The 21532-nt window shown below is 64.0% G+C and carries 19 protein-coding genes; 16 read left to right on the top strand and 3 right to left on the bottom strand.

Going from position 1 to position 21532, the window contains the following annotated elements; all coding sequences use genetic code 11:
* The first annotated feature begins 30 nt into the window (after positions 1-30).
* The 10 genes from fliD (at position 31) to rpe (ending at position 10410) form a co-directional block, all read left to right on the top strand.
* Positions 31-2094 (top strand): flagellar filament capping protein FliD, encoded by a 2064-nt coding sequence (gene fliD / locus ACZ5AC_RS16605; RefSeq protein WP_464248678.1) that lies wholly within the window; start codon positions 31-33, stop codon positions 2092-2094.
* 10 nt (positions 2095-2104) lie between these two features.
* Entirely contained in the window at positions 2105-2515 is a 411-nt protein-coding gene (gene fliS, locus ACZ5AC_RS16600; protein WP_464248677.1) for a flagellar export chaperone FliS, read from the top strand.
* A gap of 78 nt (positions 2516-2593) precedes the next feature.
* Positions 2594-4477: an asparagine synthase (glutamine-hydrolyzing) gene (gene asnB, locus ACZ5AC_RS16595; RefSeq protein WP_464248676.1), complete on the top strand. Its 1884-nt coding sequence runs from the start codon at positions 2594-2596 to the stop codon at positions 4475-4477.
* A gap of 51 nt (positions 4478-4528) precedes the next feature.
* Positions 4529-5515: a zinc-ribbon domain-containing protein gene (locus tag ACZ5AC_RS16590; protein ID WP_464248675.1), complete on the top strand. Its 987-nt coding sequence runs from the start codon at positions 4529-4531 to the stop codon at positions 5513-5515.
* The gene (locus ACZ5AC_RS16585) at positions 5515-5685 is read left to right on the top strand and encodes a hypothetical protein (protein ID WP_464248674.1); all 171 of its coding nucleotides are present in this window, start codon (positions 5515-5517) and stop codon (positions 5683-5685) included. Before ACZ5AC_RS16590 ends, ACZ5AC_RS16585 begins: the two co-directional genes overlap by 1 nt.
* A 133-nt stretch (positions 5686-5818) precedes the next feature.
* Positions 5819-7012: a 12,18-didecarboxysiroheme deacetylase gene (gene ahbC / locus ACZ5AC_RS16580; protein WP_464248673.1), complete on the top strand. Its 1194-nt coding sequence runs from the start codon at positions 5819-5821 to the stop codon at positions 7010-7012.
* Positions 7013-7022: 10 nt separating this feature from the next.
* Positions 7023-8000 carry a porphobilinogen synthase gene (gene hemB / locus ACZ5AC_RS16575; RefSeq protein WP_464248672.1) on the top strand — a complete coding sequence of 326 codons (978 nt, stop codon included), beginning with the start codon at positions 7023-7025 and terminating at the stop codon, positions 7998-8000.
* A complete protein-coding gene (gene ahbD, locus ACZ5AC_RS16570) occupies positions 8000-9187 on the top strand; it encodes a heme b synthase (protein WP_464248671.1) in 1188 nt (395 codons plus the stop codon). The genes hemB and ahbD overlap by 1 nt, the downstream gene beginning before the upstream one ends.
* Positions 9188-9289: 102 nt before the next feature.
* Complete coding sequence (gene ahbA, locus ACZ5AC_RS16565; RefSeq protein WP_464248670.1) at positions 9290-9748, top strand: siroheme decarboxylase subunit alpha; 459 nt, start codon at positions 9290-9292, stop codon at positions 9746-9748.
* Complete coding sequence (rpe, locus tag ACZ5AC_RS16560) at positions 9745-10410, top strand: ribulose-phosphate 3-epimerase (RefSeq protein WP_464248669.1); 666 nt, start codon at positions 9745-9747, stop codon at positions 10408-10410. The genes ahbA and rpe overlap by 4 nt, the downstream gene beginning before the upstream one ends.
* 95 nt (positions 10411-10505) lie before the next feature.
* On the opposite strand, the gene ACZ5AC_RS16555 is transcribed toward rpe, so the two are convergent.
* The 3 genes from ACZ5AC_RS16555 to ACZ5AC_RS16545 form a co-directional block, all read right to left on the bottom strand.
* Positions 10506-12227 carry an aldehyde ferredoxin oxidoreductase family protein gene (locus tag ACZ5AC_RS16555; protein ID WP_464248668.1) on the bottom strand — a complete coding sequence of 574 codons (1722 nt, stop codon included), beginning with the start codon at positions 12225-12227 and terminating at the stop codon, positions 10506-10508.
* A 176-nt stretch (positions 12228-12403) separates the two neighbouring features.
* Positions 12404-12580: a hypothetical protein gene (locus ACZ5AC_RS16550; protein ID WP_464248667.1), complete on the bottom strand. Its 177-nt coding sequence runs from the start codon at positions 12578-12580 to the stop codon at positions 12404-12406.
* A gap of 80 nt (positions 12581-12660) precedes the next feature.
* Positions 12661-13842 carry an iron-containing alcohol dehydrogenase gene (locus ACZ5AC_RS16545; protein ID WP_464248666.1) on the bottom strand — a complete coding sequence of 394 codons (1182 nt, stop codon included), beginning with the start codon at positions 13840-13842 and terminating at the stop codon, positions 12661-12663.
* 499 nt (positions 13843-14341) lie between these two features.
* On the opposite strand from ACZ5AC_RS16545, the gene ACZ5AC_RS16540 reads away from it, so the two are divergent.
* From ACZ5AC_RS16540 to ACZ5AC_RS16515, 6 genes are all read left to right on the top strand, one after another.
* A complete protein-coding gene (locus ACZ5AC_RS16540; protein WP_464248665.1) occupies positions 14342-15484 on the top strand; it encodes an iron-containing alcohol dehydrogenase in 1143 nt (380 codons plus the stop codon).
* On the top strand, positions 15484-16710 hold the full coding sequence (locus ACZ5AC_RS16535) for a two-component system sensor histidine kinase NtrB (RefSeq protein WP_464248664.1): 1227 nt from the start codon (positions 15484-15486) through the stop codon (positions 16708-16710). The genes ACZ5AC_RS16540 and ACZ5AC_RS16535 overlap by 1 nt, the downstream gene beginning before the upstream one ends.
* Positions 16707-18083: a sigma-54-dependent transcriptional regulator gene (locus ACZ5AC_RS16530; protein WP_464248663.1), complete on the top strand. Its 1377-nt coding sequence runs from the start codon at positions 16707-16709 to the stop codon at positions 18081-18083. The genes ACZ5AC_RS16535 and ACZ5AC_RS16530 overlap by 4 nt, the downstream gene beginning before the upstream one ends.
* 133 nt (positions 18084-18216) lie before the next feature.
* The gene (locus ACZ5AC_RS16525; RefSeq protein ID WP_464248662.1) at positions 18217-19347 is read left to right on the top strand and encodes a response regulator transcription factor; all 1131 of its coding nucleotides are present in this window, start codon (positions 18217-18219) and stop codon (positions 19345-19347) included.
* Between the two features lie 141 nt (positions 19348-19488).
* Positions 19489-20682, top strand: coding sequence for a quaternary amine ABC transporter ATP-binding protein (locus ACZ5AC_RS16520; RefSeq protein WP_464248661.1), 1194 nt, complete (start codon positions 19489-19491; stop codon positions 20680-20682).
* On the top strand, positions 20679-21515 hold the full coding sequence (locus ACZ5AC_RS16515) for an ABC transporter permease (RefSeq protein WP_464248660.1): 837 nt from the start codon (positions 20679-20681) through the stop codon (positions 21513-21515). Before ACZ5AC_RS16520 ends, ACZ5AC_RS16515 begins: the two co-directional genes overlap by 4 nt.
* Positions 21516-21532 lie beyond the last annotated feature (17 nt).

Raw genomic sequence — 21532 nt, 5'->3', positions numbered from 1 at the left:
CGCACTTCATCCCAAAGCACGCGAGGCCCCATGGCTGACGATCTGACCACCACCCTCACTTCCGGAGCCATACGTTTCACCGGGCTCGGCTCGGGCACCGACTTCGAGTCCATGGTCGACAAGCTGATCGAGGTCGAAAAGACGCACACCAAACGTCTGGAAAGCTGGCGCGCCCAGTGGGAAGTCAAGAGCGAAAGCTTCGACTCCCTGTCCACTTCCCTGCTCTCGCTCAAAACGACCTTGGACTCCATGAACACGCCGGACGAATTTCTCGTCAAGCAGGTCGCCTCTTCAAACCCGATGGCCCTGACCGCTACGGCCGGCAGCGCTGCGGAAGAAAGTTCCCATCAGATCGACGTGGTGTCCCTGGCGACCAACGACATGCACATGGGGGCGGTAATTTTTTCCTCGACTGACGATGTCATCAGCGGGGGCGCATCCGGGACCTTCGCCTTCACTGTCGGCTCCCGTCAGGTCTCCGTGGACGTGACGTCCACCACGACGCTGTCCCAGTTCGCGAGCCTCATCAATTCCGACCCGGACAACCGCAACTCCGTGCGCGCCAGCGTCATCAACGACGGCAGCGGCTACCGTCTGCAGATTCGCAGCATGGACCTGGGTGCAGGCAACGACTTCATCGTCGACGACGCTCTGACTTCTCCGAATTTATTGGCAAACTTTGGAAAGAGTCAGTTCATCGAAACGCAGAACGCGGGCAACGCACAGCTCCGCGTGGATGGCTTCCCGATCATCCCCCCAACCCAGACTGCGGACATTCTCAAGGCAACCGTGGCGGGCGCAGCCTCCACCGACGTAGTGTCCGCCAGCGGCGGGACATTCAAATTCGCATATGCGGGCAACATCCATTCCATAACTATTTCGGCCTCCGACACCTGGGCCGACCTGGCTGCGAATATCAACGCGGCCGCAGGCATCACCGCCTCGGCGGCCGATACCGCCGAAGGCCTCGAATTCACCCTGACCGGAGCGCCCGGCTCGAACAACCAGATTTCCATCATCAATTCCCCGGGGACAAGCATCGAGAATCTGCAAGGCCGTCATTTCACCCAGATGCAGGGAGCCACGGACGGGTACATAGAGCGGGCAAGCAACGCCATCTCCGACATCATTCCCGGCGTGACCATGAACCTGACCAGCACGGGAAGTTCGACGCTCACCACCAGCCTGGACCCTGAGTCCGTGATCCTGAACGTCCAGACCTTCGTCGAATCCGTCAACGCGGTGCTGCTGCAGATAAAGGAGCAGACCCAGGTCAAGACGGTGGGCGCCAACGTGTCCGGCTCCCTGCTGACGGGCAACTACGGGCTGCAGATGATCCAGCAGAAGATCAAGAACATCCTGGCGGAAAAGGGCGTGGGCTTCGACTACGACATGGACCCCCTCATCTCCCTGGGCAGCATCGGCATCACCACGGACACCAGCGAAGGCTCGCCCACCTTCGGACTTCTGAAGCTGGACCAAAGCGCCTTCTCCGCCGCCCTGACCTCGAACCCCGACGCCGTGGCCCGCCTTTTCAGCGCGGACTACTATCCGTCCACCAAGGAGGTGGTGAACGGGCAGGCCGTGGAATCCTCCAATTTCAAGTTCGATTCCTACGTCAAAGGCATCACCGGCGCCGGAGATTTCTCCGTGTCCTACACGGTGGACGCCGGAGGCAACATCACTGCCGCGAGCATCAACGGCTATGCCGCAAACGTCGACGGCAACAAGATTGTCGCCGCAGGCGACGGCAACATTGCCCGCGGTCTGGCCTTGGAGATTCTGAACCTCACGGCGGGCTCCTACTCCGGGCAGGTCCAGATCAAGTCCGGCAAGGCCGAGGAATTGTCGCAGGAAATCAAAAAACTGACGGACCCCCTGACCGGTACCCTGGAGATTCTCAAGAACAACTACCAGGACATCATGGACTCCATCGACGACAAGATCGCCTACGAGGAGCGGCGGTTGGCGCTGATGGAGCGCACCCTGCGGCTGCGCTTCGCCAACCTCGAGGCGGTCCTTGGCAATTACGACAACATTTCGACCCAGCTCAGCTCGCAAATCAAGAGCCTCCCCGGCTCGTCCAGCAGTTAAGGAGTAAGCAGTGCACAAAGCCGCAAACGCATACATGCAGACCCACGTCACCACCACGACCCCGGGACACCTCGTGGTCATGCTCTACGACGGGGCCATAACCTTCCTCGAACAGGCCAAGCAGGAGATCGCGGCCAACAACTTCGCCAAGAAAGGCATCCTCATTTCCCAGGCCCTGGACATCATCGCCGAACTCGACGGTTCCCTGAACAACGAGAAGGGCGGGGAACTCGCCCAGAACCTCCACCGCCTCTACATGTACTGCAACACCCGCCTGCTGCGGGCCAACCTGAAGATGGACACGGCCATCATCGACGAGGTCATCAGCATCCTATCCTCCTTCCGCTCGGCCTTTGCCGAGATTTCCAGGACGCAGCCCCATCCCGCGCCACCCAAGGCCTCTGCCTACTACGCGCGCTGACCCGCCGATGCGAGGCGTCGTCAAGGCACGCATTCTGCAACCGTTCACCGGAACATCACCTCAACCGGGAACGCGTGCATGTGCGGCATAGCCGGCTTTTTCAACCCCAGCGGAATAACTCCGGACACGAATATCCTCGGCGCCATGGCCCAGGCCATCGCCCATCGCGGCCCCGACCACCAGGGACTGCACCAGGACGAGCGTTGCGCACTGGCGTCCAGGCGCCTGGCCATCATCGATCTGCAGGGCGGCAACCAGCCCCTGGTCCACGAGCCGTCGGGCATGATCCTGGTCTTCAACGGCGAGATCTACAACTACCAGTCCCTGCGGGTCGAGCTCGCCAGTCTCGGCCATCATTTCCACACCCGCTCCGACTCGGAAGTGCTCCTTGCCGCCTATGTGCAGTGGGGCGAAAAATGCCTGGACCGGCTGGCGGGGATGTTCGCCTTCGCCGTCTGGAACCCCGGAACCCGGCGCCTGTTCCTGGCCCGGGACCGCATGGGGAAGAAACCGCTCTTCTACGCGGCCCTGCCGGACGGAACCCTTGTCTTCGCCTCCGAGATCAAGGCCATCCTCCATTATCCCGGCATTCCCAGGGCCATAAACGTCCTGGCCATGGACAGGCTCCTCGACTACGGCTTCAACCTCGCCCCTGACACCTTCCTGGAAGGGATACGGCAGCTCCCGCCCGCGAGCTTTCTCGTCCACGACGGCAAGGGGCTCCGCGCCGCGGCCTACTGGGACATTCCCATGGACGCACCGCCGGCCGGCCTGAGCGAGGACGACGCGGCCGAAGGCCTGCGCCACCATCTGATGGAAGCGGTGCGCGCCAGGCTCGTGTCCGACGTCCCCGTGGCCTCGTACCTGAGCGGCGGCATCGACTCCAGCAGCGTGACCGGCCTCTACGCCCATCTCTCCAACGCCCCCGTGCACACCCTGTCCATCACCTTCGAAGACGCGGGCTACGACGAGCGCCACTTCGCGCGCATGGTCTCCGGGGCCTTCGGCACCACGCACCACGAGTTCCTCTGCTCCATCGAGGAGACGGAAATCGAGAACCTGGTCTGGCATCTGGAAACACCCCTGGTGACGCTCCTGAACCTGCCCCTGTACCTGCTGTCGCGACAGATCCGCGACATGGGCTTCAAGGTCGTCCTGTCCGGCGACGGCGCCGACGAAATCCTGGGCGGGTACGACTATTTCAAGCTCCTGAAGCTCATGGACTTCATCGGCCGCAGCGAGACTGCGGCCCGGGCCAATCTCCTGCGCAGGGTCTTCCCGGACCTCTCCTCGCCGCAACAGGCCCTGATGCACTACACGGCCCTGAAGGGCTTCCCCGCGGCCCACCACGCCCTGCCGTACAGGTTCCAGGCCTTTCAGATGAAGGGGCAGCTCCTGTCCGACGGCTTCATCGAGCGGCTCCTGCCGAGGCTCGGGGAGCGGGACGGCGAACTTCCCAAAGTCCCTGGCTCCAGGTCCCTGCTGGATCAGGCCCTGTACCTGGAAAGCCGCATGCGCCTGCCCAACCTGACCCTGCCACTGGCCGACACCATGAGCATGGCCAACTCCGTGGAACTCAGGTCCCCCTTCATGGACCACCGGCTGGTGGAATACGTCTTCTCGCTGCCCGATCGCTTCAAGATGCGCGGCCTGAACGAAAAGCACCTGCTCAAGAAAAGTTTCCGCACGTTCCTGCCCCCGGCCATCTGCCGCCGCCGCAAGCAGCCCCTGGCCCCGCCGGGCAAATGGTTCGTGCGCATGTTCAGGGGGCTGATCGGCGAATCCCTGTCGCCCGCAACCGTCCGGGACAAAGGCTACTTCAGACCGGAATTCATCGAACACATGCTGCGCGAGTTCGACTCCGACAGCGCCATGGACTACAGCGGCGTGCTCATCGTGGCCTTCTTCGTGCACCTTTTCGACGACCTCTTTCTCTGTCCCAAAACCCGCCGCGGTTGCTAATCGGACCAAGAGGGGGTATCAGCCTTCTCGCAAGAGGAGAGAGCATTCGTCATGAACATCACCTGTCCCAGCTGCGGGTTCGGACGCACCGTCAACGAGGCCAAGCTTCCGCCAAAGGCGGTCATGGCCACCTGCCCCAAGTGCCAGCATCGGTTCAAGTTCCGGGAACTCCCCGGCCAGCCGGCCGGCGCGAACGTCCCGCAGCACGAACCTTCCGGGCCAGCTCAGCCCGCCGCGCCCGCCGCACCCGCAGACGCCCCCATGCCCCGTGACGACCGCCCGATGCACGCTGCGCCGGCCCCGTCTTCCGAGGCTCCAGCCCGTCCCGCACCCGAAGATCCCGCGCAGCAACAGCGCCAGGCCCCCCGCGAGGATGATCTCTGGAAGGAGCTTGAGGCCCTGAACGACGACGGCGACGAGGCCCCCGGAACCGACGCCGAAGACCCGGGACAGACCAGCCTCCCCTTGTGGGAAAGCGCGACGTCGGGCTACCCGCTGGCCTTCGCCAGAACCTTCATGCAGGTCCTCACCAACCCCAAGGGCTTTTTCTCGGCCATGCCCGTGGGCCATGGGTTCATGAAGCCGCTGCTCTTTTTTCTCGTCATCATCCAGGCCGTGGCCCTGTCCCAGTCCATCTGGCAGCTCCTGGGCATCATGCCGCCGAGCCTGCTGACCGAAGGGCTGGGACACACCGCGCAGGCGGCCCTGGCCCTCATTCTCTACCCCCTCGAAGTCTCGCTCTTCCTGTTCATGGACACGGCCATCAACCATTTCTTCCTGCGCCTCTTCAAGGCCGACACCAAGGGATTCGAAGGGACCTTCCGCGCCGAGGCCTACAGCGCGGCGCCCATGCTGCTCATGATCATCCCCTACATCGGCATGCCCCTGGCCATGATCGGGGCCACGGTCTACAAATTTCTGGGACTGCGCCATGTGCACGGCGCCAGCAGCAAACAGGTCCTGGCCGTGCTCGTGCTGCCCATGCTCCTGGCCCTGGCCGTGGCCATCGTCCTGACCCTCGTCACCGGAAGAGCCTGATGCGCACGTTCAAGAGCCTCTGGCGGCTGGCCGTGGACAAGGGACTGGGGCGCAACGCCCGCAAGAAACCCGCAGAGCAAACGAACCGCAAGGAAGCCGCTCCCCAGGAGCATCAGGACAAGGTCGCCAGACTTCTGGGGGCCGAGCCCCCGACCCGCACCCTGCAATAGGCCTGCTACTTGACTTGACTGCCACAGCCATTAGGACAAGCCTTCGGCTCTCCCGAATTTTCCCGAACCGCCAGGCCCCGGGCCGTCCGGTTCGCACCCCATAGACGAACCTTCGCGTTCACATGAGGCAACCATGATCGGCATCTCCAAACTTTACTGCGGCACGGTGGAACCCTCCGACGCCCTGCGCTACGGACGCAATTCCGCCCAACTCCCCTCCCACCTGCTGCAGTTCGCCAAAGACAAGAAACCCGTTGTGGTCTGGAACATGACCCAGCGCTGCAACCTCAAATGCGTGCACTGCTACGCCCACGCCGTGGAACCGAGCAACCACAAGGACCCCATCTCCACAGAGCAGGCCAAGGCCATGATCGACGACCTGGCGCAGTTCGGCGCGCCGGTCATGCTCTTTTCCGGCGGCGAGCCCCTGGTGCGCGAAGACCTGGTCGAGCTGGCCAAGTACGCCACGTCCAAGGGCATGCGCGCCGTCATCTCCACCAACGGCACCCTCATCACCAAGGCCAAGGCCAAGGAGCTGAAGGAAGTCGGCCTGTCCTACGTCGGCATCTCCCTGGACGGCGCCGAGGCCGTGCACGACAAGTTCCGCGGAGTAACCGGCTCGTACAAGCAGGCTTTGAAGGGCGTGGAGAACTGCCAGGCCGAAGGCCTCAAGGTCGGCCTGCGCTTCACCATCAACAAGCGCAACGCCTCGGAGATCCCGCACCTCTTCGACCTCATCGAGGCCCTGGAAGTGCCGCGCATCTGCTTCTACCACCTTGTCTACTCCGGCCGCGGCTCCGAGCTCATCAAGGAAGACCTGGACCACGCCGAGACCCGCGCCGTGGTGGACCTCATCATGGACCGCACCCGCGACCTGCACGACCGGGGCCTGCCCAAGGAAGTGCTGACCGTGGACAACCACGCCGACGGCCCCTACGTCTATTTCCGCCTGCTGAAGGAAGACCCCAAGCGCGCAGCCGAAGTGCTCGAACTCCTGAAGATGAACGAAGGCAACTCCTCGGGCCGCGGCATCGGCTGCATCTCCTGGGACGGTTCGGTTCACGCCGACCAGTTCATGCGCCACCACACCTTCGGCAACGTGCTCGAGCGCCCCTTCTCCGAAATCTGGACGGACGAGAACATCGAACTGCTACACAAGCTCAAGGACAAGCGCCCCCACGTGAAGGGCCGCTGCGCCACCTGCCGCTTCCTGAACATCTGCGGCGGCAACTTCCGCGCCCGCGCCGAGGCCTACTTCGACGACTTCTGGGCCCACGACCCGGCCTGCTACCTGACGGACGAGGAAATCACCGGCGAGAAGCTCTAGGAGGCCCGGCATGATGACATTCCATCGCGGCCGCAGGCTGCGTTCTTCCAAGACCATGCGAGATCTGGTGCGCGAGAGCCGACTTTCGCGGAACGACCTGATCCAGCCCTACTTCGTGGTCGAGTCCGACGCGGATTTCCGCAAGCCCATCGCCTCCATGCCCGGACAGTTCCAGCTGGGACTGAACCAACTCGTGGACGAGGTGGCCGGGGCCGTGGACGCGGGCCTCAAAAGCCTCATCCTCTTCGGCATCCCCTTGGACAAGGACCCGGCCGGCTCCCAAGCCTACGACGAGAACGGCATCGTGCAGAAGGCCATCCGCCGCATCAAGGACCGCTGGCCCGAACTCGTCGTGGTCGCGGACACCTGCCTGTGCGAGTACACCTCCCACGGCCACTGCGGCCTCGTCTCGCCCGAAGGCGAAGTCCGCAACGACCCGACCCTGGCCCTCCTGGCCCGCACGGCCGTGGCCCAGGCCAAGGCCGGCGCGGACATCGTCGCGCCCTCGGACATGATGGACGGCCGCGTGGCCGCCATCCGCCAGGCCCTGGACGAGGAAGGCTTTTTGAACACACCCATCATGTCCTACGCGGTCAAGTACTCCTCGGCCTTCTACGGCCCCTTCCGCGACGCGGCCGAAAGCGCGCCGAAGTTCGGGGACCGTAAGACCTACCAGATGGACCCGGCCAACTGGCGCGAAGGGCTGCGCGAGGCGGCCGCCGACGTCGAAGAGGGCGCGGACATCCTCATGGTCAAGCCCGGGCTGCCCTACCTCGACGTCATCCGCCTGGTGCGCGACAACTTCGACCTGCCCGTGGCCGCCTACCAGGTCAGCGGCGAGTACAGCCAGATCAAGGCCGCGGCCCAGCTCGGCTGGATCGACGAGACGGCCGTGGCGCTCGAAAGCCTCATCGCCTTCAAGCGCGCGGGCGCGGACCTGATCCTCTCCTACTTCACCCAAGACCTGCTCAAGGCGGGACACGTCTGATGCATAATCATCCCCATCACGGCGCGGGCCGACCCAATCTCGACGGCCCGCCGGCCGGACACCACGGCGGCCATCCCGGCGCGAAACCCGGCGGCCACCCCGGCGGCATGGTCACGACGCTGCCCGACGGCACCCCGGCCTGCAAGCTCATCGCCTGGGAAGTGACCCGCTCCTGCAACCTGGCCTGCAAGCACTGCCGGGCCGAGGCGCACCTGGAACCCTACGAGGGCGAACTGGACACGACCGAGGCCAAGGCCCTGATCGACACCTTCCCCCAGGTCGGCAACCCCATCATCATCTTCACCGGCGGCGACCCCATGATGCGCGCCGACGTCTACGAGCTCATCCGCTACGCCACGGACAAGGGCCTGCGCTGCGTCATGTCGCCCAACGGCACCCTCATCACCCCCGAGACCGCGGTGAAGATGCGCGAGGCCGGCGTGCAGCGCTGCTCCATCTCCATCGACGGGCCCGACGCGGCAAGCCACGACGAGTTCCGCGGCGTAGCCGGCGCCTTCGACGCCTCCATGCGCGGCATCGAGTACCTGAAGGACGCCGGCATCGAGTTCCAGATCAACACCACCGTGACGCGCGCCAACCTCGGCAGCTTCAAGCAGATCTTCGACCTGTGCGAACGCATCGGCGCCGCGGCCTGGCACATCTTCCTGCTCGTGCCCACGGGCCGGGCCGCCCAGCTCGGGGCCGAGGTCATCACCGGCGAAGAGTATGAGGACGTGCTCAACTGGTTCTACGACTTCCGCAAGACCACCAAGATGCACCTCAAGGCCACCTGCGCGCCGCACTACTACCGCATCATGCGCCAGCGGGCCAAGGAGGAGGGCATCCCCGTCACGCCCGAGAACTTCGGCCTCGACGCCATGACCCGCGGGTGCCTCGGCGGCACGGGCTTCTGCTTCATCTCCCACGTCGGCCAGGTCCAGCCCTGCGGCTACCTGGAACTGGACTGCGGCAACATCCGCACCACGCCCTTCCCGGAAATCTGGCGGGCCTCGAAACAGTTCCTGCAGTTCCGCGACCAGAAGCAGTACGAAGGCAAGTGCGGCGTGTGCGAATACCACAAGGTCTGCGGCGGATGCCGGGCCCGCGCCCACTCCATGGACAACAACTACATGGGCGAAGAGCCGCTGTGTACGTATGTTCCCAAGCTTCTGGAACGGATGAAATAGAGATGCGGGGCGCCGCCCCGCGCCCCGCCAGGGGCTCGCCCCTGGACCCGTACAAGGGATTGGAACACGGGCGTGACGGCCTGCACAGGAGATGAGGTTCGCATGGACGATTTCGACAAGAAGATACTGGACATCATCCAGACGGGCTTTCCGCTGGAATCCCGGCCCTACGCGGAGATCGGCGGCCAGGTGGGCCTGACCGAGGCCGAGACCCTGGCCAGGGTGCGCGCTTTGAAGGAAAAAGGCGTCATCCGCCGCATCGGGGCCAACTTCCAGTCCAAGAAGCTGGGCTGGCACTCCACCCTGTGCTCGGCCGCCGTGCCCGAGGACAAGCTCGACGAGTTCATCGCCGAAGTGAACAAGCTCCCCGGCGTGACCCACAACTACCTGCGCCAACACCGCCAGAACATCTGGTTCACCTTCATCGGCCCCTCCTGGGATGAGGTGCAGGAAACCCTGGCCGGCATCACCCGCAAGACCGGCATCTCCATCCTGAACCTGCCGGCCACCAAGATGTACAAGATCCAGGTCGACTTCAAGATGGGCGACCGGGAGGAATGATGCGCGAATTCATTCTGTCCCCCTCCCTTCTGTCATCGGATTTCGGGGCCCTGCGCGCCGAACTGGCGGCCCTCGAAGACGCCGGACTCAAATGGGTGCACTGGGACGTCATGGACGGCGCCTTCGTGCCGAACATCACCTTCGGACCGCCCGTCATCGGCAAGCTGCGCAAGACGTCGAAACTCTTCTTCGACGTGCATCTCATGATCGAACGCCCCGAGCGCTACATCAAGGAATTCGCCGACGCGGGCGCGGACCTGCTGTGCATCCACGCCGAGAGCACGCTGCATCTGGAGCGGACCATCAGCGCCATCCGCGAAGCGGGCATGCAGACCGGCCTGTCCCTGAACCCGGCCACGCCCCTGAACGTCGTCGAATACCTGCTGCCCCAGCTGGACATGGTCCTCATCATGAGCGTCAACCCCGGCTTCGGCGGCCAGTCATTCATCCCCTTCTGCAAGGACAAGATCGCGGCCCTCTCGGCCATGATCCGCGAGCGTGGCCTCCCGACCCTCATCCAGGTCGACGGCGGCGTGACCCTGGACAACGCCAGGGAACTCTTCAACCTCGGCGCCGACGTCCTTGTCTCCGGCTCCGCCTTCTTCGGCTTCCCGCCCTACGCCGAGCGGCACAAGGCCTTCCTGGAAGCCGTGAACGCCTGATCCGCGTCTTCGAACCATCGGCCCGACAAAACGAATCCCCGCCCGGACATTCCGGACGGGGATTCGTCGTTGCAGAATCAGGAATCGAGTGACGTCTAGACCTTGGCGGCCTGCAGTTCTTCCGCGGTGTAGTCCCAGCCGACGTTGTGGGGCGGCAGGAGTTCGGTCTGGAAGAAGCGGGGCAGCTGGTCGTCGGCGTCGGTGAAGCCGGCGCGCTTGTTGAAATCCAGCTCGTCCTTCAGGCAGTTCACGCCCATGCCCACCAGTTCGTCCACGCTGTAGTCCTTGCCGATGAGGCCAGAAACCAGCTTGGCCATGCACGGCACGCCGCGCGCGTCGTCGAGCACCGCGAAGGCCACGAACAGGCACAGGCCCAGGGAGTCCACGGCCGCCGTGGCGACCTGCAGGTTCTTGGAGATCTCGATGTTGCCTTCCTTCTTGTGGCCGTCGACGTCGCCGCCGCACTTGAGCACGTTCTGGCACACGCCGTAGCCGGCCGTGTGGTCCGCGCCCATGGGGGTCGTGGCGTAGGTCACGCCGACGCCCTTGACGGCGCGCGGGTCATAGGCGGGCAGGGCCTGGTTCTTGACCACGGGCACGCGGTCCACGCCGAAGGCCTGGGCCGTATACGCCGTGCCGTTGCCGTAGATGCGGCCCAGCGGGTCCTTGGTCCCGACCTTGGCCAGTTCGGCCAGCACGCCCTTGCCGTCGCCCCAGGCGATGATCCCGGCTTCCATGGCCATTGCCATGGTGTTGGCCATCTCAATGGTGTCCATGCCCGCTTCGTCGCAGGTGCGGTCCATGTTCGCGATGTCGTCCAGGTTGTCGACCAGCAGGTCTGCGCCGAAGCCCCAGATGGTCTCGTACTCGAAGCCCGTGGTCAGGTACTTGCCGTCCTTGTCATGGTAGACCTGCGAGCACTGGATGATGCAGCCCGTGTGGCAGCCGTGCTTGGTCTTGCCGCCGCGTTTCTCGATGTTGGCGGCCAGGGTCTCGCCGGAGATCTTCTCGGCGCCGTCGAACTTGCCCATGCGGAAGTTCTTGGTCGGCAAAGCGCCGGCCTCGTTGATGACGTTGACCAGGACGGCCGTGCCGAAGCCGGGCAGGCCCTGGCTGGTGACGGGGTGGCCGCGCAGGATGTCGACCCATTCCTTGCGGGCTTCCTTGAACAGTTCTTCGTTGCCGTATTCGGTCTTCACGTTGGCGGCGCCGTCGAGGACGATGGCCTTGACGCCCTTGGAGCCCATGACCGCGCCCATGCCGCCGCGGCCGGCGGAACGGGAGGGCAGGCCCTCGGGGTCGGAGAACTGGATGGTGGCGGCGGCCAGGCACTGCTCGCCGGCGGGGCCGACCAGGGCGGTCACGGCCTTGTCGCCGTAGGCGGCCAGGAGCTTTTCCTGGGCGGCGTAGGTCCGCATGCCGGCCGCGGTGGAATCCTTGAAGACGACCTTGTCGGCGGAGACGAAGATCTCCTGCATGGGGCTTCCGGCCTCGGGCTTGTCCTCGAGGATGATGGCCTGCAGGCCCAGTTTGGGCAGGGTGTGGGCGAACTGGCCGCCGGAGTTGCTTTCCTTGATGCCGCCGGTCAGGGGCGACTTGGCGCCCACGGAGATGCGGCCGGAGTTGGCGGCGTTGGTCGGGGCCAGGACGCCGCCGGCGAAAATGAGCTTGTTGTCGGCGGAAAGGGCGTGACAGTCCGCCGGCACTTCCCTGTTGACGACCCTGGAAGTCAGGGCGCGGCCGCCGAGGCCGGCGTAGTCGCCAAGTTCCTCGAACTTGAAGGACTTGGTCCGGGTATTGATGCGCAGAATCTTCATGGTTTCTCCTACAAGACGTAACAGGTTTGAACGGCAGCAAGTGCTGCCAATTATGACATAAAGCAAAAAAAAGGGCAGGGTTGGAGTTAATGCCAACTCCAACCCTGCCTCCGGTGACTGGCATCGCAAACTTCGCGGCAGTCTCTCTTCCGGCTCAGATCATGATGATCCCAGCGTCATGTGCATTCACAGGAAGTGGTTGCCTCCTCCTGCATGCCGCACCACATCTCATCGAAGCCGGCCGTTTCCGGAACATGCTGGTCGCACACGGATACGCTGAGCTCACCCCGATCGTTGCCGATCTTCCAGTCGACCTCTTCCAGGCGAAGGAGTGAAGCGTCGTCGAACCACATGGTGCACCTCATTTCCGGCATGTACCGCGAAGCAGGTTGCGCGCCGGATTCTCTCCGGCGCGCGGGCAGTATTCTCAAGCTTACAGGGCGGCCTCGTAGATGCGGGCGACGTCGGCGTCCTTCAGGCAGACGGGGTTGGTCAGACCGCAGGCGTCCTTCTGGGCGTTGCCGGTCATGATGGCGATGTCTTCCTTGCGGACGTTCTTGCCGTAGCGCTTGCCCAGTTCGATCAGGCCGGAAGGAATGCCGACGTCGGTGGACAGCTGCTTGATGGCGTCGAGGCACTTCTCGGCGGCGGCGCGGATGGACAGGCCTTCCACGTTCTCGCCCAGGAACTTGGCCATGTCGACGAAGCGTTCCAGCTTGGCGTTCAGGTTGGCGCGCTCGACGTGGGGCAGCAGGATGGCGTTGCATTCGCCGTGCGGCAGATCATAGAAGCCGCCCAGCTGGTGAGCCATGGCGTGGACGTGGCCGAGGCTGGCGTTGTTGAAGGCCATGCCGGCCAGGTACTGCGCGAAGCACATGCCTTCGCGGGCTTCGATGTCTTTGCCGTTGGCCACGGCCTTGCGCAGGTACTTGGCGATCAGTTCGATGGCCTTCTGAGCGCAGGCGTCGGTCATGGGGGTGGCGATGGTGGAAACGTAGGCTTCCACGGCGTGGGTCAGGGCGTCCATGCCGGTGGCGGCGGTCAGCGCCGGGGGCATGCCGACCATCAGCATCGGGTCGTCGATGGCGATGCCGGGGGTGACGCGCCAGTCGACGATGGCCATCTTCACCTTGCGGGAAGTGTCGGTGATGATGCAGAAACGGGTCATTTCAGAGGCGGTGCCGGCGGTGGTGTTCACGGCCAGGTACGGGGGCATGGGCTTGGTGGACTTGTCCACGCCTTCGAAATCGTGAATCTTGCCGCCGTTGGCCACGACCAGGCCGATGCCCTTGCCGCAGTCATGGGAGGAGCCGCCGCCCAAGGAGATCAGGGAGTCGCATTTCTTCTTCTTGTAAACTTCGACGCCGTCATGGACGTTTTTGTCCGTGGGGTTCGGGATGGTCTCGTCGTATACTTCGTACTTCATTCCGGCAGCGTCCAGCAGGTCGGTGATCTGCTTGGTCAGACCGCAGCCGGTGATACCCTTATCGGTGACGACCAGAGGCTTGCTGCCGCCCAGGGCCTTGATCTTCTCGGGAATCTGCTTGGATGCGCCAATACCGATCAGAGTAACGCTGGGAATGAAGAAACCGTAAACCATTTCTTGAACAGCCATGATTGCACCTCACTAAAGATTGTTAGAAACGAAAAGGACCCTAGTTGACTCTCGTGAATCTCCTTTAGGCAAGAACGGGGCCAGAATGGAAAAAAGGTGAATTTTTGATCCCATTCTTGCGCTAACAGGCCATAATCACTGCCTCTGTCCCTTCCGCATCCCCCTGCGAGCAGACAAGGACTTCACGTCCCCGGCGCGGCGCACCCGTTCTTTGTATCACTTTGATCCTTGCGTTGAAGAAGCTTCTGGGTCAAAAAGACCCATTATGCCTGTTCGCTTCTCCAACTCACCTCTGGTCTCTTCGTGAACCTCCGGCAGAATGAACTTATTTGGAATGATTTTTGTGTCTTATTTACGGGGCGTTACAAAACATCTCACCAAAATGGGGGCACCCGCTCCGGCAGAAGGGCGCTGATCGTATCCTTTTTGCACATACCTTGGGCGGACGGCCCCACCGCCAGAACCGATGCACGTTGAACCTACCCAAGCGAGGATGAGCATGGACATTCGGAAATTTTCTTTGCCGGAGATCATATTCGGCCACGGCAGCATGGAGTACACCGGCTCCTACGCCCTCCAACTGGGAGCGAAGAAGGTCTTCGTGGTCAGCGACCCGGGGCTGGAGAAGAGCGGATGGGTGAAGAAACTGCTGCAGATCATCGAAGCCTCCTCCCTGCGCTGGGTCTACTACTCCAATGTCAGCTCCAATCCCCGCGACTACGAGGTGCATACCGGGGCGGAACTCTACAAGGCCGAAGGGGCGGACGTGGTCATCGCCCTCGGCGGCGGCAGCCCCATGGACATGGCCAAGGGCGTGGCCACCGTGGTCAGCAACGGCGGGACCATCCAGGACTACGAGGGCGCGAATCTCATCACGAGCCCCCTGCCGCCCATGATCTTCCTGCCGTCGACGGCCGGCAGCGGATCGGACATCTCCCAGTTCGCCATCATCACCGACGTGGCCCGCAAGGTGAAGATGTCCCTCATCAGCCGTTCGCTGACGCCCAACGTGTCCATCATCGACTCGGAACTCCTGTCCACCGTCGACGACGACCTGCTCATCTCCTCGGCCGTGGACGCTCTGGCCCACGCCGTCGAATCCTACGTGTCCCTCATCGCCCACACGCTGACCGAGACCCAGGCCCTGAAGGCCATCCACCTCATACTCGAAAACATGCAGCCTGCCCTCAAAACCAGGGATCCCAAGACGCTCGAATTCCTGTCCATCGCAGCCACGGCGGCGGGCATGAGCTTCAGCAACGCGAGCCTCGGCGCCTGCCACGCCATCGCCCATTCCCTGGGCGGCTTCTTCGACACGACCCACGGCATGGTGCATCCGGTCCTGCTGCCGGCGGTCATGAAGTACAACCTCCCGGCCTGCGAGGAGAAAATGGCCACCATCGGCGAAATCGTCCTCGGCAAGCGTCTGTCCTCCTCACGGCAGACCGCCGAAGGAGGCATCACCCGTCTGCACGAAATTTTCCTGGAACTCGGGACTGCGACGCATTTTCGGGAGATCGTCAACGACCGCAGCGCCTTCCCGCAGATCTGCGAGATGGCCACCAAGGACGCCTGCCTGCTGACCAATCCCCGCCCGGCCACGGCCGAGGAGCTTCTGGCCATATGCGAAGAGGTCTGGTGATGAACAGGACGAAGCTGTCCGACATCGTCGGGCCCGAATACACCAAGCTCGGCTTCTTCCGCGAAGTGCAGGAGAAGATGGGCGAACTCGAAACCTACAATGCCGAACTCGAACGCAAGAAGCAGGAGATCCAGGACATCCTGAACGGCATCATGGACCTCCTGGCCGTGGTTTCGCCCGACTACCGCATCGTTTACGTGAACAAGGTCTTCCACGACTATTTCGACATCGACGAGCCCAAGGGCATGTACTGCTACGAAGTCTTCCGCGGCCGATCCACACCCTGCCGGACCTGCCCCCTGCGCACGGCCCTGCAGACGGGCAAGCCCGACCGCACCTCGTACCTCGACCCCCGCTCGGAACGGAACCTGCGCTTCGAGGTGGTGGCCTCCCCCATGTTCGACGACAAGGGGCAGGTCCGCACAGTCCTCGTCTCCAAGCGGGACGTGACCATGGAAAAGGAGTACCAGGCCAAATACTACCAGGCCGAAAAAATGGCCACCATCGGCCTATTGGCCGCCGGTGTGGCCCACGAGATCAACAACCCCCTGGCGGCCATCAGCGGGTTCTCCGAGGCCCTCAAGCGACGCATCCCGGCCCTGGCCGCCCTGCTGGCCGAGAACGCGGACACGACGTTGCTCGAAGACTTCACCGACTACACCACCACCATCCTGGAGGAATGCAACCGCTGCCGCGACATCGTCGGCAACCTGCTGTCCTTCAGCAGCCAGAAAACCTGCAAATTCAATACGATAAACCTCAACACACTGGTCGCCGACTCAGTCAAGATCCTGCACCACCAGATCAAGCTGCGCCCGGGCATCAACCTGGTCCTGGACCTGCACCCGGAAGCCGTCACCATCCAGGGGGCCCAGGGGGAACTCAAGCAGGTGCTGCTGAATCTGGTTCTCAACGCCATGGACGCCATCGATTCCGAAGGGACCATCACGATCCGCACCAGCCTCGACAGGCCGGGACACGCGACCCTGACCGTCGAGGACACGGGCCAGGGCATCTCCCCGGACAAGCTGGGCAAGCTCTTCATCCCCTTCTTCACGACCAAGAGCCAAGGACACAGCATCGGCATCGGCCTGTCCATATGCTACAACATCATCCAGCAGCACAAAGGGGAGATCCTCGTCTGCAGCGAACCGGGCAAGGGCTCCATCTTCAAGGTCATGCTTCCCGCCGGAATCCCCGGCAACAACAAGGAACAGAACACATGAGCATCTTCAATTCCATCGAGATCCTCGTCGTCGACGACGAGTCCAACATACGCAAGCTCTTCTCCCGCGAACTGGCGTCCCCCGGACGCAACATCCACACCGTGGGCAGCGCTGCCGAGGCCTTCGATTTCCTGCACAAGAACTACTGCGACATCATCATCCTGGACATCCGGCTGCCCGACGCCAACGGCCTGGAACTGATGAGCAAGCTGCTGGAGACGGTGCCAAACGTCGCCATCATCCTCATCACCGGCTACGCCGACGTGGACAACGCCGTGGAGGCCATGAAGAACGGGGCCTACGACTACATCACCAAGCCCTTTTCCCTGGAGCGCATGGAACAGGTCATCGAGAAGGCCTACCAGCGGGTACGGCTGCAGCGGGAGAACGAACTCCTGCGGCACAACTCGGAACACAAGTCCATGCCCAAGTTCATCGGCCACTCCAAGTCCGTGCAGCAGGTCCGCTACCTGATTGAGCGCGCCGCGCCCACGGACGTGCCGGTGCTGCTGACGGGCGAGAGCGGCACGGGCAAGAACGTGGCCGCGGCCGCCCTGCACGCCCAGAGCCGCCGGGCGGACCAGCCGCTGATCATCAAGAACTGCGGCACGTTCGACAAAGAACTGCTGAGGAGCGAACTGTTCGGCTACTGCAAGGGCGCCTTCACCGGCGCCGACCGCAGCACCGACGGCCTGCTGAGCCTGGCCCACAAGGGCACTCTCTTCTTCGACGAGGTGGGGGAGCTGAGCCTGGAGCTGCAGGGGGCACTCCTGCGCGTGCTGGAAACCCAGCACTTCCGGCGTGTGGGGGACAAGGAGGAGCGCTGCGTGGACGTGCGCTTCATCTTCGCCACCAACAAGAACCTGGCCAAGGAGGTCGAGGAGGGGCGGTTCCACGACGCCTTCTACCACCGCATCAACGTCTTCACCATCGAGCTGCCGCCCCTGCGCGAACGCCGCGAGGACATCCCGTCCCTGGTCGAGCATTTCCTGATGTCCCTGGCCAAGGACGGCAAGGAGTACAAGATCTCGCCCCGAGCCCTGCAGCAGCTCATGGACAACCCCTGGCCCGGCAACGTGCGGGAACTCAAGAACATCATCGAGCGCGGCATGATCCTGGCCGAGAACAACCTGATAAACGTCAAGGCCCTGCCCTTCTGCCAGAAGAGCTGCCAGAACCCGCGCGAAAAGGGCTTCTCCACTCTGGAGGAGCTGGAACGCTCGCACATCAGCATGGTCATGCACGCCGTGCAGGGCAACAAGTCCAAGGCCGCCCAGATGCTGGGCATCGGCCGCAAGACCCTGTACCGCAAGCTCGAGGAATACAGCCTGACGGACGTGGCGGGGCAGGACATCGGATTCCTGGGCAAGTGACCGGGTCGTTTCGATACACCCCCCGTAAACCCGCCTGGAGGCACGCTTCCCGAAGCGCTCGGCCAGGCGGGCATGGCTGCGTCGGCGTCCCGGACCTGACGGTTGTTTTTTGGCGCGCCATGGAGGATCGCCGATGCCGACGGTGCTGATTTTTTGCGATGAAGCGGGACGGATCGTGGAAGCCCGCGCCGGCAAGAACCCGGAGTGGAACCTCCCGCCGGGAACGCCGTTGTGGGAGGCGCTGGGCATGGAGGCGTCCGATGTCGGGGAATTGCTGACGCGGTTCCCGGCAGGCACCGCCCACAGCCTGACCGGCCCCCTGGGCCAGCCCCTGATCCTGAACCTCGTCCCCCTGCCGGTTCGGCTGGCGCCATCGGGCGGGTACCTGGCGACCCTGACCGTGGCCGCCCTGACCCTGACGGCGCCGACCGGGGACTCGCCAGCCCCCACGGCATCCGCCCTCGACTACGCCGTGTTCAACGCCGTCTTCAACGACGCGCGCGACGCCATCCTGCTCACCGACGACTCCTTCCGCATCCTTGCGGCGAACCGCAAGGCCCACACGCTCTATGCCGCGGGGGACGAATGCCTGGACGGCTCGGCCCTGCCCCGCATTCTGCCCCCGTCGGACGAGCCCAGGCTCCTGGCCACGGCCCGGGCCCTCAAAAGCGGCGCGTCCTGGCGCGGCTCCCAGGTCACCCTCGGACCGGCCGGCCAGGAGACGCCCGTCAGGATGACCATCCGCTGTCTGAGCGTCGGCCGGGTGCGGCTCTACCAGTTCATGCTGGGCGACCAGCGCAGGCGCATGGCCCTGGAGCGCGACCTGGCCAGGAGCCGCCGGCAGGTCGCGGACATGGACACGGCCCTGAAGCAGGTCCTGCGCAATGTGGAGGAGGAGCGCCAGGAGCTCAAGGACGGCCTCGTGCAGCAGGTCCGCGAGGAGGTCCTGCCCACGGTGGAGCGCATCGTCCAGGAGGACTCCCACCTCGTCCGCCAGGCCTACCGTTCGGCCCTGGAGGAGCGCATCGCGGACATGGCCGAGGCCCCGTCCGACACGGCCGCCCTCTTCGCCCTGCTCACCCCCAGAGAAATGGATATCTGCCGCCTGATCCAACAGAGCTGGCAGGGCCGCGCCATCGCCGAGCAGCTCGGCATCTCGTTTGAAACCCTGCAGACCCACCGCAAGAACATCCGCCGCAAGCTCGGCCTCAAGGGCGGGCCCGTCCCTCTGTCCGCCTTTCTCCAGCAGCACCCGCCCCTCTAGCCGTCGGGTATGCCCGCATACCCGATCCATCCCCGCCAGGTCCCCTTGATCCCCTGCCCGTCATGGGTATTCTGACCGATGCTGAATACAGGCGGGCCGCGGATGGCGGCGCGCCCCCGAACCCGCAGCCAAGGAGATTGAATGGCAAAAATACGTGTCGAAGGACTGTACAAGATATTCGGGCCGAACCCCAAGAAAGCGCTGCAGATGCTTTCCAAGGGCAGGACCAAGGACGAGATCATGGCCGAGACCCGTCATGGCGTCGGCGTGAACAACGCCTCCTTCGAAGTGAGGGAGGGCGAGATCGTGGTCGTCATGGGACTGTCCGGCAGCGGCAAGTCCACCCTGGTGCGCTGCCTCAACCGGCTGATCACGCCCACGGCCGGCAAGGTCCTCGTCGACGGTCAGGACGTCGCGACCATGGGCGACGAGGAGCTCAGGCACCTGCGGCAACGCAAGATGGGCATGGTCTTTCAGAATTTCGCGCTCTTCCCGCACCGGACCGTGCTGGAAAACGCCGCCCTCGGCCTGGAAATCCAGGGCATGGAAAAGGCCGAGCGTCTGCGGCTGGCCGAAGAGGCGCTGTCCATGGTCGGCCTGGACGGCTGGGGCGGGTCCTTCCCGCGCCAGCTCTCGGGCGGCATGCAGCAGCGCGTGGGCCTGGCCCGCGCCCTGGCCCTCTCCCCCGACATCCTGCTCATGGACGAGGCCTTCAGCGCCCTGGACCCGCTCATCCGCCGCGACATGCAGGACGAACTCATCAACCTGCAGGAGAGGATGCACAAGACCATCGTCTTCATCTCCCACGACCTGGACGAGGCCCTGAAGCTCGGCGACCGCATCATCCTCATGAAGGACGGCGCCATCGTGCAGGTCGGCACTCCGGAGCAGATCCTGACCTCGCCGGCCGACGAGTACGTGGCCCGCTTCGTGGAGGACGTGGACATCACCAAGGTCCTGACGGCCGAATCCGTGATGAAGCGCAGCGAGGCCGTGGCCGACCTGCGCACCGACGGCCCGCGCGCGGCCCTGCGCAAGATGCGCAAGCACAACATCGCCCATCTCTTCGTGGTCGACCACAACCATCGGCTGGTCGGCATCGTGTCCGCCGACGCGGCCGCGAACCTGGCCGCACGGGGCGAGGAACAGCTGGCGGAAGCCATCTGCACCGAGATCAAGACCGTCTTCCCGGACACCCCGGCCCAGGACCTCTTCGGCATCATGGCCGACCTGCCCTACCCGCTGGCCGTGGTCGACGAGAACAATAAGTTCAAGGGCCTCATCGTGCGCGGCACGCTGGTCACGGCCCTGGCCGAACGGGGAGGCGCCGCATGAACGGTTTCAGACTGCCCGTGGGCGAATTCATCGAATCCGGCATCGACTTCCTGGTCGAGCACCTGTCCTTCATCACCAAGGCCAGCGCCGACGTCGTCGAGACGGTCCTCGGGGCCATGGAAAGCGGCCTGCTGCTGGTCCCCATCCCGGTCTTCATCGTGCTGGCGGCGGCCGGCGTATGGCTCCTTACGAGGGACCGCAGGCTGACCCTGTGCAGCGTCCTGGGCCTGGCCCTGATCTGGAACATGGGGCTGTGGGCGGCCACGGTCAGCACCCTGGCCCTGGTGCTGGTCTCGACCCTGTGCGCCATCGCCCTGGGCGTGCCGCTCGGCATCCTCTCGGCCATCAACACGCGCATGTACCAGGCGGTCATGCCCGTGCTCGACGTGATGCAGACCATGCCGGCCTTCGTCTACCTCATCCCGGCCATCCCCTTCTTCGGCCTGGGCAAGACCGCGGCCATCTTCTCGACGGTCGTCTTCTCCATGCCTCCGGCCATCCGCTTCACCTGCCTGGGCATCCGCCAGATCCCGGCGGAGCTGGTGGAATGTTCCACGGCCTTCGGCGCGACGCGCATGCAGCGCCTCATGAAGCTGGACCTGCCCCTGGCCGCCCCGACCATCATGGCCGGCGTCAACCAGACGGTCATGCTGGCCCTGTCCATGGTCGTCATCGCGTCCATGATCGGCGCCAAGGGCCTGGGCGGCGAAGTCTGGAAGGCCATCCAGCGGCTGCAGATGGGCCGCGGCTTCGAGGCGGGCATCGCCATCGTCATCGTGGCCATGATCCTGGACCGGGTGCTGCAGAAACTGGGCACCCGCAAAGACACATGAAAACAAAGGAGAAACGC

The organism is Desulfomicrobium aestuarii, from assembly GCF_055385525.1.
Note: the sequence above shows the minus strand (reverse complement) of the source record. Positions and strands in the feature narration are given on the sequence as shown.

What these genes read in the sequence shown, in the direction of transcription:
- ACZ5AC_RS16585 (WP_464248674.1), top strand. Translation starts at nt 5,515, where the DNA reads ATGCGCACGTTCAAGAGCCTCTGGCGGCTGGCCGTGGACAAGGGACTG.
- ACZ5AC_RS16535 (WP_464248664.1), top strand. Translation starts at nt 15,484, where the DNA reads ATGAACAGGACGAAGCTGTCCGACATCGTCGGGCCCGAATACACCAAG.
- ahbD (WP_464248671.1), top strand. Translation starts at nt 8,000, where the DNA reads ATGCATAATCATCCCCATCACGGCGCGGGCCGACCCAATCTCGACGGC.
- ACZ5AC_RS16520 (WP_464248661.1), top strand. Translation starts at nt 19,489, where the DNA reads ATGGCAAAAATACGTGTCGAAGGACTGTACAAGATATTCGGGCCGAAC.
- ahbA (WP_464248670.1), top strand. Translation starts at nt 9,290, where the DNA reads ATGGACGATTTCGACAAGAAGATACTGGACATCATCCAGACGGGCTTT.
- rpe (WP_464248669.1), top strand. Translation starts at nt 9,745, where the DNA reads ATGATGCGCGAATTCATTCTGTCCCCCTCCCTTCTGTCATCGGATTTC.
- hemB (WP_464248672.1), top strand. Translation starts at nt 7,023, where the DNA reads ATGATGACATTCCATCGCGGCCGCAGGCTGCGTTCTTCCAAGACCATG.
- ACZ5AC_RS16550 (WP_464248667.1), bottom strand. Translation starts at nt 12,580, where the DNA reads ATGTGGTTCGACGACGCTTCACTCCTTCGCCTGGAAGAGGTCGACTGG.
- fliD (WP_464248678.1), top strand. Translation starts at nt 31, where the DNA reads ATGGCTGACGATCTGACCACCACCCTCACTTCCGGAGCCATACGTTTC.
- ACZ5AC_RS16590 (WP_464248675.1), top strand. Translation starts at nt 4,529, where the DNA reads ATGAACATCACCTGTCCCAGCTGCGGGTTCGGACGCACCGTCAACGAG.
- ACZ5AC_RS16555 (WP_464248668.1), bottom strand. Translation starts at nt 12,227, where the DNA reads ATGAAGATTCTGCGCATCAATACCCGGACCAAGTCCTTCAAGTTCGAG.
- ACZ5AC_RS16530 (WP_464248663.1), top strand. Translation starts at nt 16,707, where the DNA reads ATGAGCATCTTCAATTCCATCGAGATCCTCGTCGTCGACGACGAGTCC.
- ACZ5AC_RS16515 (WP_464248660.1), top strand. Translation starts at nt 20,679, where the DNA reads ATGAACGGTTTCAGACTGCCCGTGGGCGAATTCATCGAATCCGGCATC.
- asnB (WP_464248676.1), top strand. Translation starts at nt 2,594, where the DNA reads ATGTGCGGCATAGCCGGCTTTTTCAACCCCAGCGGAATAACTCCGGAC.
- ahbC (WP_464248673.1), top strand. Translation starts at nt 5,819, where the DNA reads ATGATCGGCATCTCCAAACTTTACTGCGGCACGGTGGAACCCTCCGAC.
- ACZ5AC_RS16525 (WP_464248662.1), top strand. Translation starts at nt 18,217, where the DNA reads ATGCCGACGGTGCTGATTTTTTGCGATGAAGCGGGACGGATCGTGGAA.
- ACZ5AC_RS16545 (WP_464248666.1), bottom strand. Translation starts at nt 13,842, where the DNA reads ATGGCTGTTCAAGAAATGGTTTACGGTTTCTTCATTCCCAGCGTTACT.
- ACZ5AC_RS16540 (WP_464248665.1), top strand. Translation starts at nt 14,342, where the DNA reads ATGGACATTCGGAAATTTTCTTTGCCGGAGATCATATTCGGCCACGGC.